Below are 18,497 nucleotides of genomic sequence, written 5' to 3'. Positions count from 1 at the left end.
GCGCGGTGGCCGTCACCTCCGCGACCTCCCCGCTCAGCACGCACCGGACCACCCGCGCCCCCTGTGCCGCCGCCACCTCGGCCGCCCGGCGGCAGGCGTCGGCCGGCCCGCTCGGCACGCGGTCGGCCGCGGCGAGCGCCGCCAGATCCGCGGCGGCCCCCGCGCGGTGGCGCGCGACGACCGCCTGCCCCATCGCGAGCACCGCCGCGAAGACCACACACATCGTGGTCGCCGCCATGGCAGCCCACACCGTCGCCGCGCCCCGGTCCCGGCTCATGGAGCCGCCCCCGCCGGTTCCGGGCCGCCTGGCGCCCCTTCAGGGCCGCCCTGGGCGTCCTCCGCCGGCGCGACGGCCTCCGAGGCGAGCGTCAGGGCCAGTGAGCCCGGTCCAGGCGCCGGTGCCTCCACCCGGACCCGCCAGACATCACCCGTACGGCCCAGGGTGACCCTGGCTCCCTCCGGGGCGGCCGAACGGGCGGCGGCCAGCGCCGTGGCCCGTGGCTCGGACCTCGCCGCCGCCCGCGCCCCCGCCCTGGCGGCGTCCACGCACTGGATCTGCGCGGCTGCCGCCGTCAGGCCCCAGACCAGCGACAGGGTGAAGACCACCAGCGCGGGCACCGTCACGGCCGCCTCCGCCGTCACCGAGCCCCGATCCGCCCCACGCACCCGGACGGGACGCCTCCGGGCCGTACGCACCGGCTCAGAACTGCGCACCGAGCGCCCTGCCGATCAGCCCCTCCAGCGCGCCCGAGACGGACCCGCTGGTGACCACCCGGTAGAGCACCGCCGCGAAGGCGCAGGCGGCGATCGTCCCCACCGCGTACTCGGACGTGGTCATCCCCGTATCGGCCCGCGCCCGCCGCAGCAGTGCGCGGAGCAGCCCGTCCCTTCGCCGTACCGGTCGCGTCTCGCGCGTCTGTCGCGTCTGTCGTGTCCACATGTGACTCTCCCCGTCCTCCGTGACAAATCATGGGAAAATGCTGGAAATCATCGACGGCGGAAATCAGTTGCCGTTCAGCAGTCCGCTCGCCAGACCGATCACCACCGGGGCCACCCCCACCGCCAGGAAGGCGGGCAGGAAACACAGCCCCACCGGTGCGGTGATCAGCACCTGGGCCCGCTGGGCCCGGGCCACGGCCTCCCGCGACCGGGCCGCCCGGAGGCCGTCGGCCAGCCGGGACACCGGCTCCGCCGCCGGCGCTCCGGTGGCGGACGCCCGCTCCAGGCAGCGGGCCAGCCCGGCGGCGCCCGGTATCGCGCCGAACCGCCCCCACGCCGCCGCCGGTTCACCACCGAGCCGGATCTCCGCCGCCGCACGTGCCAGCCCGTCACCGACGGGGCCGCCCAGCGACTCCCCGACGACCTCCGCCGCCTCGCGCGGCCCGGCCCCGGCCGCGACACAGGCGGCCAGTAGATCGGCCGCGAGCGGAAGCTGCCCCGCCGCCGCGTCGGCCTTGGAGCGGTCGCGGGAGCGGTGCGTACACAGCCACCTTCGGACCCCGTACGCCCCGGCCAGCCCGACCACGATCCCCGTCACCCCGCCGACCAGGGCCCAGGCGATGACCACCACACCGAGCGGCGGGCCCCAGCGCCGGGCCCGTTCCGCCGTCCACGGGCGGGTCCGCGACGGCCGCTGTACGTGCCCGGCCCCCAGGAGCACGGCCAGCCGCCGACGGACCCACCGTCCGCGCCGCCCGACCGACACCGCGACGAACAGACACCCCATGGCGACCGGCACCAGAACCGCCGTCCACAGCCCGGGTACCGGAGCGGGCCTCATGACGCCTCGCCGATCCGTACGATCCGGGCGGCCCACCACAGCCCGGCGGCCTCCAGCAGGCCGCCCACCGCCAGACAGCCCAGGCCGGCCGGGGTGTGCAGCAGCACGCGCAGCGGATCCGCGCCCAGCGCCCAGCCCATGGCCAGCCCCACCACGGGCAGCAGCGCGAGCACGACCACCGTCGACCAGGCGCCCGCCAACTGCGCGCGCAGCCCCTCACGCTGCTCGCTCTGCGCCCGGAGGGCCGCCTCCAGCCGGTCCAGCCCGGAGGCCAGCCCCGCGCCGCCGTCCACCGCCACCCGCCAGCAGGCCGCGAGCCCCACCAGGCCCTCCGCCCCCGGCTCACGCGCCGCCCGCCGCAGCACGTCCGGCACATCGCCGCCGAACCGGGCCGCCGCCAGTACGGCGGGCTCGGCGCCGCCCAGTCCACCGGTCGAGGCCGCCGCGACCAGCAGGGCCTGCACGGGCTGCAGTCCCGCCCGCAACTCGCCCGCGGCGGCGCCGCAGAGCGCCACGATCCCGGCGGCGCGCCGCTCACGCTCCTTCCGCCGCTCGCCCGCCCGCAGCCGCCGCCCCACCAGCGGCACCGCCAGCGCGCCGCCGAGCAGGGGCAGCACCGACTCGCCCGCCAGGGCGAGCAGCAGCGCGGGGGGCAGGCACAGCCACTCCTTGGGCAACCCCCGCACGCTGTCCCTGAACCGCGGAAGCAGACGCTCCCGCGAGGGCTCCCCGTGCGCAGGCCCCATGGGCGCGCCGCCGGACGCCAGCAGCAGTCCGGCCCGGCGCAGCCCTCTCTCCTGGCGGGCCGTCAGCCGGACCGCGGCCACCGCGCACGGCACCGCCGCACACGCGAGGGCCGTCATGGACATCCCGGTCACAGCGCACCCCCGAGCAGTGCCCGCAGCCGCGGCCAGCCGCAGTCGTGCGCGAAGGCGTCGGCGCGCCACCGCAGCGCGGGTACCGGCACGACGAGTCCGGCGGCATCCCGTTCCAGCACATGTACCTCGGCGAGCCTCCTGTGCCCGTCGCGGTCCCGCACAAGATGGATCACGACGGACAGCGCCGCCGCCAACTGGCTGTGCAGGGCCGCCCGGTCCAGCCCCGCCGCCGTCCCGAGGGCCTCCAGCCGCGCGGGTACGTCCGCGGCCGTGTTGGCGTGCACCGTGCCGGAGCCTCCTTCGTGTCCCGTATTGAGGGCGGCCAGCAGTTCGGTGACCTCCGGTCCTCTGACCTCACCGACGACCAGCCGGTCCGGCCGCATCCGCAGTGCCTGGCGGACCAGGTCCCGCAGGGTCACCAGGCCCGCGCCCTCCTGGTTCGCCGGGCGGCCCTCCAGCCGCACCACATGCGGATGGTCCGGCCTCAACTCGGCCGAGTCCTCGGCCAGTACGATCCGCTCGCGCGCTCCGACCAGACCGAGCAGGGTGGACAGCAGCGTCGTCTTCCCCGTGCCCGTACCCCCACTGATCAGGAAGGAGAGCCGGGCGTCCAGCAGCGCACGGAGCAGCCGCTCGCCGCCCGGCGGGATCGTCCCGGCCCGGGTCAGCTCCGCGAGCGAGAACGCCTTGGGGCGCACCACCCGCAGCGACAGACAGGTCGAGCCGACGGCGACCGGGGGCAGCACCGCGTGCATCCGTGTGCCGTCCGGGAGCCGTGCGTCGACCCAGGGCCTGGCGTCGTCGAGCCTGCGCCCGGCCACGGCGGCGAGCCGCTGCGCCAGTCTCCGTACGGACGCCGCGTCCGCGAAGGACACCGTTGTCAGTTCGAGCCCGCCACCCCGGTCCACCCACACCCGGTCGGGTGCGGAGACCAGCACATCCGTCACGGACGGATCGGCGAGCAGTGGTTCCAGCGGGCCGCTGCCCACCAGCTCGCACCGCAACTCCTCGGCGGCCCCTAGCACTTCCGAGTCGCCCAGCAGCCGTCCCTGCGCCCGCAGGGCGGCGGCCACACCGGCCGGGGTGGGCTCGGCCCCGCTCTCCGCGAGCCGCTGCCGCACCGCGTCGAGCAGCCCGCCGGCCGCGGAAGGGGAGAAGGGCTTCAAAGGCATCGTGGAGGTCATGCGGGCACGCTCCCGTCCGTGGCGAGGGCTCGCTCCCAGAAGGCCCTGCAGAACGCCGCGAGCGGCCCGCGCGCCCGGGCTCCCGGCGGTGCTCCGTTCTCCAGCGTCTCCGACAGCCCCGGCTCCAGCGGTAGTTCACCCGCCAGCGGAAGGCGGAGCGCGTCGGCGATCCACTGCCCGTCGAGGCCGGCGGCGTAGGGTCCGCGGACCACCGCGCGCAGGTCGTGGAGGACCATGCCCACCGCCGAGGCCACCCGCCCGGCCGCCGCGACGGCCCGCAACTCCGCGGGGACCACCAGCAGCCCCACGTCCACCTGGGCCAGCGCCTCGGCCATGGCCTCGTCCACTCTGCGCGGGAGATCCACGACGACCACACCGCCGCGCCTGCGGGCCGCGGCCAGCACCGATCTCATGGCCTCCGGCCGGACCGCCACGGAATCTCCACGATCCCAGCTGAGAACCCTCAGTTGGTGCAGTAAGGGCAGCGACTCCTCCAGTGCGCCGCCCGCGACCCTCCCCTTGGAAGCCGCGAAATCCGGCCACCGCCGCCCCTCGGCCTGTTCACCACCGAGCAGCACGTCGAGCCCTCCGCCGAGCGGATCGCCGTCGACGAGCATCGTGCGCCGGCCCTCGCGCGCCGCGGTGACGGCCAGCGCGCAGGCGAGTGTCGACGCCCCGGCGCCGCCCCTGCCGCCGATCACCCCGACGGTCAGCGCCGGCCGGCCCACGCCCTCGGCGGCGTCCGCGATGCGGTCCACCAGCCAGTTCTCCGCGTCCGGCAGCCGCAGCACACACTCGGCCCCGATCTCCACCGCCCGGCGCCACACGTCCGGGTCGTCCTGGTCCTTCCCGACCAGCATCACCCCGCGCCTGCGCGTGGCGCCCCGGCAGCGGGCCGCCGCATCGTCCCCGACGAGGACCAGCGGCGCGTCCTCCCAGGAGCCCTTCCGCTCCGGCACCGCGTGGTGCACCTCCGGCTCGGCACCGGCCGCGGCGCACAGGCGCAGCAGGTCGTCGAGCAACTCCGCGTCCTCGGTGAGGATCAGCGGTCCGGCCCGGTGTCCGTCCGGCCCGCGCGAGCGATCGGATGTCATGGATCCAGCCACGATCTCCGCCCCCTATCTCTGACGTGATCCGGTATCCGCGAGCGCTTCTCTCCGCGATCTCGCACTGATCCGGTATCCCTGATTCCGGCTTCCGCGAAGTTCGCGGCCGGAATCACCGTGCAGGAGAACAAGAAATCGTGTGGATCTTGCTGAAAAACTGTGGACAACTCACCAGTTGTGAATATCCCGGTAGCTCATACCGGTGACTTCCGGAGCGGAGCGCTTTGACTACGCAACGTGACGGGCATGCTGGTGGCGCGGTCATCGCGCGGAGAGATCGAAGAGAGGAGGACGCCGTGGCGTGAAGGCCCAAAACGCGTCCGGACATGCGACGACCCCCGCCGGGGGGGAGAGCGGGGGTCGTCCCCACGGCCGACTCGGGGGGGGGGGAGGAGCCGGACCGGGTTAGCACGGTCGCGAACGATCCGTGACTTCCATGGTGTACCCGAGAGCCTTCTCAGGCAAACCCACGCGCCGCACCTTACGCCGAATGGTGGGCGCATATGCTCGACCCCGTGGAAAACCACTCCTTGCCGCGCACAGCAGCCTTCTTTGACCTGGACAAGACGGTCATTGCGAAGTCTTCGACGTTGACCTTCAGCAAGTCCTTCTACCAAGGCGGCCTGATCAACCGCCGCGCCGTACTGCGCACCGCGTACGCACAGTTTGTCTTCCTCGCCGGAGGGGCGGACCACGACCAGATGGAGCGGATGCGGGAGTACCTTTCCGCGCTCTGCAAGGGCTGGAACGTCCAACAGGTCAAGGAGATCGTCGCGGAGACCCTGCACGATCTGATCGACCCGATCATCTACGACGAGGCGGCGTCCCTCATCGAGGAGCACCACACCGCCGGCCGCGACGTGGTGATCGTCTCCACCTCGGGCGCGGAGGTCGTCGAGCCCATCGGCGAACTGCTGGGCGCCGACCGCGTCGTGGCCACCCGGATGGTCGTCGGCCCCGACGGCTGCTTCACCGGCGAGGTGGAGTACTACGCGTACGGGCCGACCAAGGCCGAGGCGGTCAAGGCGCTCGCCGCGTCCGAGGGGTACGACCTGGCCCGCTGTTACGCCTACAGCGATTCCATCACCGATGTGCCGATGCTCGAATCGGTCGGCCACCCCTTCGCCGTCAACCCGGACCGGGCGCTGCGGCGCGAGGCGGTGGCGCGCGCGTGGCCGGTTCTCGTCTTTAACCGGCCCGTCCGGCTGAAGCAGCGCCTGCCCGCTTTCTCCATGCCGCCCCGCCCCGCCCTGGTCGCGGCGGCCGCGGTGGGCGCGGCGGCGGCGACAGCCGGACTGGTCTGGTACGCCAGCCGCCGTCGGCAGTCCGCCCTCTTTGCCCGTGTTTGAACCTAAAAGTAAAGAAGTGGGGCCGGGGGTTCCGCATCCTGGCGGACTGGAGTACAAAGGATTCAACGGCCCGCGAGACCAAGGACATCCGAGAGGATCACCTTTATACGCACCAGGCCCCACGGACCGAGCATGGAAGCCGAGCACCCACGCGACGTCGACCCGTCGATTACGGGCCAGCCGCACCAGGCGACGGGCAAAGTACGCGACCTGATGGGCAATACACGAGGACGCTTGGTAACTCGACGGACATGCCAGCGGCGGTGCCCCCACGGTACCGCCGCATCTTCGTCCAGGGGGCGGGCCTCAGGCAGCGCCCCGCTGCAGGGCCTCGCAGACGGCCGTGGACTCCCGTACCCCCAGCTCGACGGCGCGACCGCAGTGCGTGATCCACGCCGCCATGCCCTCCGGGGTTCCGGTGAGATAGCCGTCAAAGGCAGCCGCATACGCAGCGCGCCCCAGTTCCGCGTGACCGACCTCCGCCGGGCAGATCGACTTGGGGTCGAGACCGCTGCCGATCAGCACGATGCGCTCGGCCGCCCGCGCCACCAGGCCGTTGTACGACCCGAAGGGACGCAGCGCCAGCAACTCCCCGTGCACCACCGCAGCCGTCACCAGCGCGGGCGCCGTACTGGTCGCGATCACCAGCCGGGCCAGTCCGTCCAGCCGTGCGGCCACCTCGTCCGCGCCCGGCAGCGGCGCCTCGGCCCACGGCCCCGCGGCCGGCGCCTCGTCGGGCAGCGCCCCCTCGGCCAGCAGTGCCCCGGCGCCGGAAGCCGCGGGGCCGGAGCCGGGCACCTCCACGACCGGTTCACCCGCCAGCCGGGGCCGCCCCACGGTGCGGTCGGACACCCCGGCGCCACCGGCCGCCACCAGGTGCAACCGGGCCAGCACCCGGAGCGGCGACTGCGACCAGATGGAGAGCAACTGGCCCGCCTCGGCGTTCAGCCGCAGGGCGGCGCCGACCGTACGCGCCTCGGCGTCCGAGCCGAAATCGCTGCGCCGGCGCACCTCTTCGAGCGCCCAGTCCGCCCCGGACAGCGCGGCCGAGCCGCGGGCCGCCCGCAGGGCCGCCTCCGAGGTGACCTCGCCGCCGCGACGCCGCATCACGCGGTGGCCGTACACCCGGTCGACGGCCTTTCGCACGGAGTCCACGGCGTCGGGGACGCCCGGCAGAGCCGCCAGGGTGGCCAGGGGGTCCTCCGGCCATGGCGCGGAGGAAGCGTCAGAGGCTGTCGTACTCATAAGTAGCGAGGCTACGCGCCCCGCGCGTACGTCCCACCTTGGAGTGGTCTTCTCCACACAAGCACCTCACCCGCAGCGAGAATGCAGCTACCCTACGTGAACATGAAGATCGCTTTCGTGGGGAAGGGCGGCAGCGGCAAGACGACGCTGTCCTCGCTCTTCATCCGCCACCTGACCGCCAACGAGGCCCCCGTCGTCGCAGTCGACGCCGACATCAACCAGCATCTCGGAGCCGCGCTCGGCCTCGACGACACAGCAGCCGCGACGCTGCCCGCGATGGGGGCACACCTGCCGCTGATCAAGGAGTATCTGCGGGGCACCAACCCTCGGATCTCCTCGGCGGACTCGATGATCAAGACAACGCCGCCGGGCGAGGGATCGCGGCTGCTGCGAGTCTGCGAGAACAACCCGGTGTACGACGCGTGCGCCCGCCCCGTGGCCCTGGACGACGGCGAGATCCGGCTGATGGCCACCGGCCCGTTCTCGGAGTCCGATCTGGGCGTGGCCTGCTACCACTCGAAGGTCGGCGCGGTCGAGCTGTGCCTGAACCACCTCGTCGACGGGCCCCACGAGTACGTGGTCGTCGACATGACGGCCGGCTCGGACTCCTTCGCCTCCGGGATGTTCACCCGGTTCGACATGACGTTCCTGGTCGCCGAGCCGACCCGCAAGGGGGTGTCGGTCTACCGCCAGTACAAGGAGTACGCACGGGACTTCGGGGTCTCGCTCAAAGTCGTCGGCAACAAGGTCCAGGGCCGGGACGACGTGGAGTTCCTCCGTGACGAGGTGGGCGAGGACCTGCTCGTCACGGTCGGCCACTCCGAGTGGGTACGGGCGATGGAGAAGGGCCGGCCCGCCCGGTTCGAGCTGCTGGAGGCGGACAACCGCTGCGCGCTCCAGACGATGCAGGACACGGCGGAGGACTCGTACGAGCTGCGCGACTGGGAGCGGTACACCCGGCAGATGGTCCACTTCCACCTCAGGAACGCCGAGAACTGGGGCAACGCGAAGACGGGTGTCGACCTGGCCGCCCAGGTCGACCCCGCCTTCGTCCTCAGCGAAGCACTCGCCCTGCCCCAACCCTCCTGACGAAAAGCCGGCCGGCCGCTCAGCTTTCCGCGGCGGTGGCCGGGGAGGCGGAGGCGGCGGGGGAGGCCGGCGAGGCCGAGGCGGCCGGGGAGGCGGAGTTCATGGGGGAGGTGGCCGCCGTGTAGGCCGCCCAGCCGCCCTTCGGGGCCTCGCCCACGCCGAGGCCCCGCAGCTTCTCCAGGGTCGCCGGGTCCTGCGCGTCCAGCCAGTCCACAAGCTGGCGGAAGGTCACGCACTGCACGTCCTTCTGGGGGCAGACCGTCTTGATGGTCTCCTCGACGGCGCGCATGTACGTGCCGCCGTTCCAGGACTCGAAGTGGTTGCCGATGATCAGCGGGGCGCGGTTGCCCGCGTAGGCACGGTCGAACGCCTGGAGCAGGCCGTCACGCATCTGGTTGCCCCAGTACGTGTGCTGCGATTCTTCGCCGCTCGACTCCCCCGACTGGTTGTACATGAAGTTGTAGTCCATCGAGAGCGTCTCGAACTCGCGGCCCGGCACCGGAACGAGCTGGAGCGGGACGTCCCACAGCCCCTCCTTCTTCTTCGGCCAGACCTGGTTGCCGATGCCGCTGGAGTCGTAGCGGAAGCCGAGTTCCCGGCCGGCCCGCATCGCGTTCTTCTGACCCTCCAGGCACGGCGTACGGGCGCCGATCAGCTCCTTGTCGTAGTCGAAGGGCAGCGGGGCCTCGTCCTGGAGGCCCGCGTTGGTCTTCCAGCCCTTCACGAACGACTTGGCCTGGTTGATCTCGCTCTTCCACTCGTCGACGGACCAGGTGCCGACGCCGCCCTCGTTGCCGCAGAAGTGGCCGTTGAAGTGGGTGCCGATCTCATTGCCCTCGCTCCAGGCGGCCCGCACCTCGCGCAGGGTGTCCTTGATCCCCTTGGTGTCGTTGAAGCCGATGTCCGACTGGCCGGGCAGGTGCTTCGGCGGGTCGTACTGCTGGGCCTTCTCCTCGGGGAGCAGGTAGACCCCGCTCAGGAAGTACGTCATCTTCGCGTTGTACTTCCGGGCCACCTCCCGGAAGTGCGAGAAGAGCTGCTGGCTGTCCTCGCCGGCACCGTCCCACGAGAACACCACGAACTGCGGGGGCTTCTGGCCGGGCTTCAGCCGCTGCGGCGTGGAGAGATGCGGCTGCGCACCGGTGAACGCGGTCGAGCCGTCACCGATGAGCCGTACGGCGTTCTGCGCTCCGGGCGCCCCCTTCTCCGCCCGGGCGCCCTTCGCCGCCCCCTCCCTGGCGCCCTGGGCACCCGAGCATCCGGCGAGACCGACGGCGAGCGCCACAGCAGCCGCGCCGAAGGAGATCCGTTTTGTGGCGGCCAGCATCCGCCCACCTCTTCCTTCAGGTTCCGTACCGAAGTGCCGAGCGGCGACTGCCGACGCGGCGTCGAGCGCGGACAACCTCGCACTGAGACCAATAAGAAGAAGAAACGACAAGCCGGACAAAATGACTAATCACCACCCCGGGTGAATAACTAGACCATTTGCCCGAAATGACCTACATAAATCTTTACCCTCCATTACGATCCGTTTACCAAGAGTTGAATCGGGCGCCGAACAGGTGTCCGCCAGCCGCCCGGAGGGGACGGAAATCATGACCGCCGGCGTTCCCAGTCAGACCGACCGTCCCGCCCGCCCCGCGCCGCCGGGCGGCCACAGGTTCCGGATCGCCGGGGCCGATCTCTCCGCGTCCATCTCCGTCTTCCTGATCGCGCTCCCGCTCTCCCTGGGCATCGCGCTCGCCACCGGCGCACCGCTCCAGGCGGGCCTGGTGGCCGCCGCGGTCGGGGGGCTGGTCGTGGGCCGGTTCGGCGGAGCGCCGCTCCAGGTCAGCGGGCCGGCGGCCGGGCTCACCGTCGTCACCGCCGACTTGATCCAGCGGTACGGCTGGCGCACCACCTGCGCCATCACCATCTGCGCGGGCCTCGCCCAACTCGGCCTCGCCGCGCTGCGGGTGGCCCGCTCCGCGCTCGCCGTCAGCCCGGCGATCGTCCACGGCATGCTCGCGGGGATCGGTGTGACGATCGCCCTCGCCCAGCTGCACATCGTGCTCGGCGGTTCACCGCAGAGCTCCGCCGTCGCCAACGTACGCGGGCTGCCCGCCCAGTTGGCCAACCTGCACCCCGGCGCGCTCTCCGTGAGCGCCCTGACGGTCGCGGTGCTGCTCCTGTGGCCGCGTATCCCCGGGAACGCGGGCCGAGTGGTGCGGAAGATCCCGGCCGCGCTCGCCGCGGTGGCCCTCGCGACCACGGCGGCGGCTCTCGCCGGGCTGCGGCTGGAACGGGTCGACCTGCCGTCCTGGAGCAGTCACGCCCTGCCCGAACTGCCCGAGGGGCCGGTGCTCGGGCTGCTCGCCGCCGTCCTCACGATCACTCTGGTCGCCAGCGTCGAATCACTCCTCTCCGCGGTCGCCGTGGACAAACTGGTGGCCGCGCGCAAGACACCCGGCGTCCGGATCCCGCGCGCCCGGCTCGACCGGGAGCTGGCCGGACAGGGCGCGGGGAATCTGCTCTCCGGCGCCCTCGGCGGCCTCCCCGTCACCGGGGTCGCCGTGCGCAGCTCCGCCAATGTCGCCGCCGGGGCGGTGAGCCGGAACTCGACGATGCTGCACGGCCTGTGGATCGCGGTGGCGGCCCTGCTGCTCGTGCCCGTGCTCGATCTGATCCCGCTGGCGGCCCTCGCCGCGCTGGTGATGGTCGTCGGGGTCCAGATGGTGAACATCACGCATCTGCGCAGCGTGCGCCGGAACCGGGAGATGCTGGTGTACGCGGTGACGATCACCGCCGTGGTCCTCACCGGAGTGCTGGAGGGGGTCGTGATCGGCATCGCCGTGGCCGTGGCGGTCGCGCTGCACCGGCTGGCGAGAACGCGGATCACGGTGGAGGAGCGCAACGGTGTCCACCGGGTGCGGGCCCGGGGCCAGTTGACCTTCCTCGCCGTCCCGAGACTCAGCCGGATGCTGCACCAGGTCCCGCAGGAGGCCAGATGCGTGGTGGAGCTGGACGGGTCGTTCATGGACCACGCGGCGTACGAGGCCCTGCACGACTGGCGCACCGCGCACATCGCCCAGGGTGGTGCGGCCGAGTTCACCGGCCGGGAGGGCGGCAGCATCGCGGAGCCGCCCTCCGGTGAGCCGCATGTCTGCTGCGGCCCCTGGACGCCGTGGCGCAATCACCACCGGAGCGGCGAGGAGGCCCCGTGGTCGGGCGGGCTGCAACTGGCCAGCGGGCTCAGCTTCTTCCAGCGCAACACGGCCCCGCTGGTGCGCGGCGAGCTGGCGCGGCTGGCGCGCGAGGGCCAGCGCCCCTCCCAGCTCTTCCTCACCTGTGCCGACTCCCGGCTGGTCACGAGCATGATCACATCCAGCGGCCCGGGCGACCTCTTCACCGTACGGAACGTGGGGAATCTGGTGCCCCTCCCCGGGGCCGACGGCGCGGACGACTCTGTGGCGGCCGCGATCGAGTACGCCGTGGACGTGCTGCGCGTGGAGTCGATCACTGTCTGCGGTCACTCGGGGTGCGGCGCGATGCAGGCCCTGCTGAACACGCCCGAGCAGCGTCCCGGCGACCCCGACGCGCCGACGACCCCACTGACGCGGTGGCTGCGCCACGGGCAGCCCAGCCTGGCGCGGATGAGGAGCCGTCAGCACGCGTGGGCCGGGATCTCCGGACGGCCGACGGACGACGTGGTCGAGCAGCTCTGTCTGACGAATGTGGTCCAGCAGCTGGAGCATCTCCGGGCCCATGAGGCGGTCGCGCGCGCACTCGCCGAGAACCGGCTGGCGCTGCACGGCATGTACTTCCATGTCGGCGAGGCCCAGGCGTACCTGCTGGCGGGCGGCCCTGGGGCGGGCACGGCCGACGCCCTGGACGAAGAAATGTTCAACCGGGTCGCGCCCACCGAGCGGGAGGAGTCGCGCGCCTGAACCGTCCGCGTACCGCATCCGTGAGAGTGTGTGGCCCCTTCCCTCCTCTTCCCACTCACCTGTCCGGGGGAAGCGGGCCGCTCCCGCCCGGCAGGGCACCGGGCGGGGGGCCGGGTCGGGAGGGCCATGCGCGGGTAGCCGGGCGGCCAGGGGCCTGCGGAGAAGCCCCTTGTCACCCGGTCATTCGCCTGATGAGCTAGTGACGCGACCGGCAAGGTGCGCCCCGCGACGGGCAGAGCTTGCCGGAAGGGGCACCGGCCCCGGGACACATAGGACGCTAGGACGCCCTGGGAAAGGGAGATGTCGTGAGCAACGAAAGCCTGGCCAATCTTCTCAAGGAGGAGACGGGACGATGAGCGAGACTTCTTCCCTCTCCAACCTGCTCAAGGAGGAGCGGCGGTTCGCCCCGCCGGCCGAGCTGGCCGCGCACGCCAATGTCACGGCGGAGGCGTACGAGCGGGCCGAGGCGGACAGGCTTGGCTTCTGGGCCGAGCAGGCGAGGCGGCTCACCTGGGTCACCGAGCCGACCGAGACGCTCGACTGGTCGAACCCCCCGTTCGCGAAGTGGTTCGCCGACGGTGAGCTGAACGTCGCGTACAACTGTGTCGACCGCCATGTCGAGGCCGGCCACGGTGACCGGGTGGCGATCCACTTCGAGGGCGAGCCCGGCGACAGCCGGACCCTCACCTACGCGGAGCTGAAGGACGAGGTGTCGCGGGCCGCGAACGCCCTCACCGAGCTGGGCGTGCGCACCGGGGACCGGGTCGCCGTCTATCTGCCGATGATCCCCGAGGCCGCGATCGCCATGCTGGCGTGCGCCCGGATCGGGGCCGCGCACTCGGTGGTCTTCGGCGGCTTCTCCGCCGACGCCGTCGCCTCCCGTATCCAGGACGCCGACGCCAAGCTGGTCATCACCTCCGACGGCGGGTACCGCCGCGGCAAGCCGTCCGCGCTCAAACCGGCCATCGACGAGGCCGTCGCCAAGTGCCCGCAGGTCGAGCACGTCCTCGTGGTCCGCCGCACGGGGCAGGACACCGCCTTCGACAGCGCGCGGGACGTGTGGTGGCACGAGATCGTGGGCCGGCAGTCCAAGGAGCACACCCCGGAGGCGTTCGGCGCGGAGCACCCGCTCTTCATCCTCTACACCTCCGGCACGACGGGTAAGCCGAAGGGCATCCTGCACACCTCGGGCGGCTATCTCACCCAGGCGGCCTACACCCACCACGCGGTCTTCGACCTCAAGCCGGAGACGGACGTGTACTGGTGCACGGCCGACATCGGCTGGGTGACCGGCCACTCGTACATCGTGTACGGGCCACTCGCCAACGGCGCCACGCAGGTGATGTACGAGGGCACTCCCGACACCCCGCACCAGGGACGATTCTGGGAGATCGTCCAGAAGTACGGGGTGACGATCCTCTACACCGCGCCGACCGCGATCCGTACGTTCATGAAGTGGGGCGACGACATCCCCGCCAAGTTCGACCTGTCGTCCCTGCGCGTGCTGGGCTCGGTCGGCGAGCCGATCAACCCCGAGGCCTGGGTCTGGTACCGCGAGCACATCGGCGGGGGCAGTACCCCGGTCGTGGACACCTGGTGGCAGACCGAGACCGGCGCCATGATGATCTCCCCGCTCCCCGGGGTGACCGCGACGAAGCCGGGCTCCGCACAGCGTGCCCTGCCCGGCATCTCCGCCACGGTCGTGGACGACGAGGGGCGTGAGGTGCCCGACGGGGGCGGCGGCTATCTCGTCCTCACCGAGCCGTGGCCGTCGATGCTCCGCACCATCTGGGGCGACGACCAGCGGTTCATCGACACGTACTGGTCGCGTTTCGAGGGCCGGTACTTCGCCGGGGACGGCGCCAAGAAGGACGACGACGGCGACATCTGGCTGCTGGGCCGTGTCGACGACGTCATGCTGGTCTCCGGCCACAACATCTCCACGACCGAGGTCGAGTCCGCCCTCGTCTCCCACCCCAAGGTCGCCGAGGCGGCGGTCGTCGGCGCCGCCGACGCCACCACCGGCCAGGCCATCGTCGCCTTCGTGATCCTGCGCGGCACCGCCTCCGCGGACGACGGCCTGGTGGCCGAATTGCGGAACCACGTCAGCGGCGTGCTCGGCCCGATCGCCAAGCCCAAGCGGATCCTCCCGGTCGCCGAACTGCCGAAGACCCGCTCCGGCAAGATCATGCGGCGTCTGCTGCGGGATGTCGCCGAGGACCGCCAACTCGGCGATGTCACCACCCTCACCGACTCCTCCGTCATGGAGCTGATCCAGACCCAGCTCCCCACCGCGACCAGCGAGGACTGAGCGCACGCGGACCGGGTACGGGGGCAACGGCTTCTGTACCCGGTCCGGCACGACCCGGTCCGGCACGACCCGGTCCGTCACGCGGACCTGCACCCCGGGCGCCCCGTTCGGCGCATCCGGGTAGGGTGAGGAACGCGTCGACAAATGAACAAGAAGTCCACAGGGGCGCCGGGAAGTCTGGTCGGCATGTGATACGTCATGCCCGCCGACCCGACCGGAGCACACCGAATGCCCGCGCCCACGCCCGCACGCACGTTCCTCGGACGGCTCTCGCTCCCCGAGCGGAACTACCTGGCGGAGCAGCTCCGGACCGAAACCGTCGGCGGTGTGCTGCTGCTCGTCGCCGCCGTCGCCGCCCTCGTCTGGGCGAACACCCCCCTCAGCGGCAGCTACGACGCCGTACGCGATTTTCATTTCGGTCCCGGCTCGCTCGGCCTCGACCTCTCCGTGCAGCACTGGGCCGCCGACGGCCTGCTCGCCCTCTTCTTCTTCGTCGCCGGTATCGAACTCAAGCGTGAACTCGTGGCCGGGGAGCTGCGCGACCCGAAGGCCGCCGCGCTCCCCGTCATCGCCGCGCTCTCCGGAATGGCCGCGCCCGCGCTGGTGTACGTGCTGGTCAACACGGTGAGCGGCGGTTCGCTCGACGGCTGGGCCGTGCCCGTCGCCACCGACATCGCCTTCGCCCTCGCCGTCCTCGCGGTCCTCGGCACCTCCCTGCCGTCCGCGCTGCGCGCCTTCCTCCTCACGCTCGCCGTCGTCGACGACCTCTTCGCCATCCTGATCATCGCCGTCTTCTTCACGAGCGAGCTGGACTTCCTGGCGCTCGGCGGCGCCTTCGCCGGCCTCGCCGTCTTCTGGCTGCTGCTGCGCGCGGGGGTGCGTGGCTGGTACGTGTACGTCCCGCTGGCCCTGGTCATCTGGGGGCTGATGTACAACAGCGGCGTCCACGCCACCATCGCCGGGGTCGCGATGGGACTGATGCTGCGCTGCACCCGCCGCGAGGGCGAGGAGCAGTCCCCCGGCGAGCACATCGAGCATCTCGTCCGCCCCCTCTCCGCGGGCCTGGCGGTGCCGCTGTTCGCGCTCTTCTCGGCGGGCGTCGCGGTCTCCGGCGGCGCGCTCGGCCGGGTCTTCACCGAGCCGGAGACCCTCGGGGTGGTCCTGGGGCTGGTGGTCGGCAAGGCGGTCGGCATCTTCGGCGGTACGTGGCTGGCCGTACGGTTCACCCGCGCCGAGCTGAACGAGGACCTGGCCTGGCCCGATGTCTTCGCCCTCGCCACGCTCGCCGGGATCGGGTTCACCGTCTCGCTGCTCATCGGTGAGCTGGCCTTCTCCGGCGATCCCGGGCTCACCGACGAGGTCAAGGCCGCGGTGCTGACGGGCTCCCTGATCGCCGCCGTGCTGGCGGGCATCCTGCTCAAGCTGCGGGTCCGTGAGTACCGCGCGCTGTACGAGGCGGAGGAGCTCGACGAGGACCGGGACGGCATCCCCGACATCTACGAACAGGACGACCCGGAGTACCACTTGCGGATGGCCGCGCTGTACGAGGCGAAGGCCGCGGAACACCGACGGCTGGCGGAACACGCGGGGGCGGCGCGCGATGACGGCGCCGGTCCGGCATGATCGGACATCCGACGCACCTGCGATCCGCAGACGGACCGACCTGCGATCCGCAGACGAGAAGAGCGAGAAGGTAGGGAGTCACCGATGAGCGACCCCGGCATGCACGTCGCCGACGCCGTCACGACCGGCACCGTTGTCGAGGCCGGCGGTGCGGACCGCAGTATCGGTCAGCTGGTCGCCTCGGCGACCGCCGAGATGTCCGCGCTGGTGCACGATGAGATCGCCCTGGTCAAGGCGGAGGTCCGGCAGGACGTCAAGCGCGGGGTCGCGGGCAGCGCGGCGATCGCCATCGCCGCGGTGTTCGCGCTGTTCGCACTGCCGGTGCTGAGCTTCGCCGCCGCGTACGGGATCCACAATCTGGGCCTGGGCCTGGCCTGGTCGTTCCTGATCGTGGGCGCCGCGTTCCTGGTGATCGCCGGGCTGCTGGCCTTCATCGCGCTGCGGAAGTTCAAGAAGGTCAAGCCCCCGGAGAAGTCGATCGCCTCGGCCAAGCAGACCGCCGCCGTGCTCCAGAATGTGAAGCCCCACCCCCGCGAGGTCGGGGAAAGCTCCAAGTCTGTGGCACGCTCGACTGCATGACCGCCCCTGATTCCGAGCCCGGCGTCACTCCCGGTTCGACCCCGGCGAGTTCGCCGGAACCGGCCCGGCCCGCGCCGGCGCCGGGTTCTGCCGTACGCCTCGACGGGCCCTGGACCCATCGCGACGTCGCGGCCAACGGCGCGCGCTTCCACATCGCCGAGATGGGCGACGGGCCGCTGGTGCTGCTGCTGCACGGCTTCCCGCAGTTCTGGTGGACCTGGCGGCACCAGCTCCCGGCGCTCGCGGAGGCCGGGTACCGGGCGGTCGCGATGGATCTGCGCGGGGTGGGCGGCAGCGACCGTACGCCGCGCGGATACGACCCCGCCAACCTGGCCCTCGACATCACGGGCGTGGTGCGCTCCCTCGGCGAGCCCGACGCCGCGCTCGTCGGCCATGATCTGGGCGGCTATCTCGCCTGGACGGCGGCGGTGATGCGGCCCAAGCTGGTGCGCCGGCTGGCGGTCTCCTCGATGCCGCATCCGCGCCGCTGGCGCTCGGCGATGCTCTCCGACTTCTCGCAGAGCCGGGCCGGCTCGTACATCTGGGGTTTCCAGCGGCCGTGGCTGCCGGAGCGTCAACTGCTCGCCGACGACGCGGCGCTGGTGGGGCGGCTGATCCGGGACTGGTCGGGGCCGCGGCTGCCCGACGACGAGACCGTCGAGGTCTACCGGCGGGCGATGGCCATTCCGTCCACGGCGCACTGCTCGATCGAGCCGTACCGCTGGATGGTGCGGTCGATGGCGCGCCCCGACGGCATCCAGTTCAACCGGCGGATGAAACGGCCCGTGCGGGTGCCGACCCTGCAGCTCCACGGGTCACTCGATCCGGCGATGCGTACGCGCAGCACGGCCGGTTCCGCGGAGTACGTGGAGGCGCCGTACCGCTGGCGGCTGTTCGACGGTCTGGGACACTTCCCGCACGAGGAGGATCCGGCGGCGTTCTCGTCGGAGCTCATCAACTGGCTCAAGGACCCCGAACCGGACCGTTGAAGAGCCGGACGGGGGCGGAAGTGACCGGCGCACAGACCGGCACACACCCCATTGGGCGAACGTCACGAACGCTTGTCCTATGAACAGCCAAATGCCGCGCGCATAGGCCGATTGGCCGCCTCGGGAGCGGTTACCGACCATGGGGCACGGGCAGACGTCGGTGTATGGGCTGGACGCACGACTACGGTGACGCAGCACGCAACCGCCGCTCGGCCTCGGGGCCGATCACCCGCAGGAGGGGCGGCTCCGAAGATCAGGGCCATGATGCCCGGCTCGGTATTTCGCTGATTCTCCGCCGCAGGGCGCGCTGGGTCTCGGCCCGGCTACGCCATCAACGCGGCTTGGGTCGCGGCGCCCCGGGGCCGCGAGCGGCTGGGGCGCCCTCCCCTGGAGCGCCCTCCCCCTAGAGCGCGCACCCCTCGGTGTCGACCTGCTGGT

At 72.1% G+C, this 18,497-nt stretch carries 15 protein-coding genes and 1 pseudogene; 7 read left to right on the top strand and 9 right to left on the bottom strand.

Features of this window, described 5'->3' with window-relative positions:
* Positions 1-16 precede the first annotated feature (16 nt).
* The 7 genes and pseudogenes from ACFTZC_RS26090 to ssd all read right to left on the bottom strand — a co-directional run.
* Positions 17-277, bottom strand: a pseudogene (locus ACFTZC_RS26090) (Rv3654c family TadE-like protein); the annotation flags it as partial.
* Positions 274-714, bottom strand: a complete 441-nt coding sequence (locus tag ACFTZC_RS26085) for a TadE family type IV pilus minor pilin (protein ID WP_382893678.1) — start codon at positions 712-714, stop codon at positions 274-276. The gene ACFTZC_RS26085 and the pseudogene ACFTZC_RS26090, both read right to left, overlap by 4 nt.
* A complete protein-coding gene (locus ACFTZC_RS26080; RefSeq protein WP_382893676.1) occupies positions 701-940 on the bottom strand; it encodes a DUF4244 domain-containing protein in 240 nt (79 codons plus the stop codon). The genes ACFTZC_RS26085 and ACFTZC_RS26080 overlap by 14 nt, the downstream gene beginning before the upstream one ends.
* Before the next feature lie 63 nt (positions 941-1,003).
* Positions 1,004-1,780, bottom strand: a complete 777-nt coding sequence (locus ACFTZC_RS26075; protein WP_382893674.1) for a type II secretion system F family protein — start codon at positions 1,778-1,780, stop codon at positions 1,004-1,006.
* Complete coding sequence (locus tag ACFTZC_RS26070) at positions 1,777-2,643, bottom strand: type II secretion system F family protein (RefSeq protein WP_382893672.1); 867 nt, start codon at positions 2,641-2,643, stop codon at positions 1,777-1,779. The genes ACFTZC_RS26075 and ACFTZC_RS26070 overlap by 4 nt, the downstream gene beginning before the upstream one ends.
* An 11-nt stretch (positions 2,644-2,654) precedes the next feature.
* Complete coding sequence (locus ACFTZC_RS26065; protein WP_382893670.1) at positions 2,655-3,842, bottom strand: TadA family conjugal transfer-associated ATPase; 1,188 nt, start codon at positions 3,840-3,842, stop codon at positions 2,655-2,657.
* Positions 3,839-4,936, bottom strand: a complete 1,098-nt coding sequence (ssd, locus tag ACFTZC_RS26060; protein ID WP_382893668.1) for a septum site-determining protein Ssd — start codon at positions 4,934-4,936, stop codon at positions 3,839-3,841. Before ssd ends, ACFTZC_RS26065 begins: the two co-directional genes overlap by 4 nt.
* A gap of 515 nt (positions 4,937-5,451) precedes the next feature.
* On the opposite strand from ssd, the gene ACFTZC_RS26055 reads away from it, so the two are divergent.
* Positions 5,452-6,297 (top strand): HAD family hydrolase, encoded by an 846-nt coding sequence (locus tag ACFTZC_RS26055; protein WP_382893666.1) that lies wholly within the window; start codon positions 5,452-5,454, stop codon positions 6,295-6,297.
* Between the two features lie 306 nt (positions 6,298-6,603).
* Here the strand turns inward: ACFTZC_RS26055 and ACFTZC_RS26050 are convergent, their stop codons facing one another.
* Complete coding sequence (locus tag ACFTZC_RS26050) at positions 6,604-7,542, bottom strand: oxidoreductase (RefSeq protein WP_382893664.1); 939 nt, start codon at positions 7,540-7,542, stop codon at positions 6,604-6,606.
* Between the two features lie 102 nt (positions 7,543-7,644).
* Here ACFTZC_RS26050 and ACFTZC_RS26045 point away from each other — a divergent pair, with 102 nt between their 5' ends.
* Positions 7,645-8,631: an ATP-binding protein gene (locus ACFTZC_RS26045; RefSeq protein WP_365806269.1), complete on the top strand. Its 987-nt coding sequence runs from the start codon at positions 7,645-7,647 to the stop codon at positions 8,629-8,631.
* A gap of 19 nt (positions 8,632-8,650) precedes the next feature.
* On the opposite strand, the gene ACFTZC_RS26040 is transcribed toward ACFTZC_RS26045, so the two are convergent.
* Positions 8,651-9,958, bottom strand: coding sequence for a hypothetical protein (locus ACFTZC_RS26040; protein WP_382893663.1), 1,308 nt, complete (start codon positions 9,956-9,958; stop codon positions 8,651-8,653).
* 268 nt (positions 9,959-10,226) lie between these two features.
* On the opposite strand from ACFTZC_RS26040, the gene ACFTZC_RS26035 reads away from it, so the two are divergent.
* The 5 genes from ACFTZC_RS26035 (at position 10,227) to ACFTZC_RS26015 (ending at position 18,059) form a co-directional block, all read left to right on the top strand.
* Positions 10,227-12,557: a bifunctional SulP family inorganic anion transporter/carbonic anhydrase gene (locus ACFTZC_RS26035; RefSeq protein WP_382893661.1), complete on the top strand. Its 2,331-nt coding sequence runs from the start codon at positions 10,227-10,229 to the stop codon at positions 12,555-12,557.
* A gap of 352 nt (positions 12,558-12,909) precedes the next feature.
* A complete protein-coding gene (gene acs, locus ACFTZC_RS26030) occupies positions 12,910-14,868 on the top strand; it encodes an acetate--CoA ligase (RefSeq protein WP_382893659.1) in 1,959 nt (652 codons plus the stop codon).
* A 228-nt stretch (positions 14,869-15,096) separates the two neighbouring features.
* Positions 15,097-16,491, top strand: coding sequence for a Na+/H+ antiporter NhaA (gene nhaA / locus ACFTZC_RS26025; protein ID WP_382893658.1), 1,395 nt, complete (start codon positions 15,097-15,099; stop codon positions 16,489-16,491).
* An 84-nt stretch (positions 16,492-16,575) separates the two neighbouring features.
* Positions 16,576-17,070 (top strand): phage holin family protein, encoded by a 495-nt coding sequence (locus ACFTZC_RS26020; protein ID WP_382893656.1) that lies wholly within the window; start codon positions 16,576-16,578, stop codon positions 17,068-17,070.
* Positions 17,067-18,059: an alpha/beta hydrolase gene (locus ACFTZC_RS26015; RefSeq protein ID WP_365806277.1), complete on the top strand. Its 993-nt coding sequence runs from the start codon at positions 17,067-17,069 to the stop codon at positions 18,057-18,059. Before ACFTZC_RS26020 ends, ACFTZC_RS26015 begins: the two co-directional genes overlap by 4 nt.
* Positions 18,060-18,497 lie beyond the last annotated feature (438 nt).

This window comes from Streptomyces sp. NPDC056987, from assembly GCF_042673865.1.
In the GTDB taxonomy this organism is placed as follows: domain Bacteria; phylum Actinomycetota; class Actinomycetes; order Streptomycetales; family Streptomycetaceae; genus Streptomyces.
This window is presented reverse-complemented; position numbering and strand designations above follow the sequence as displayed.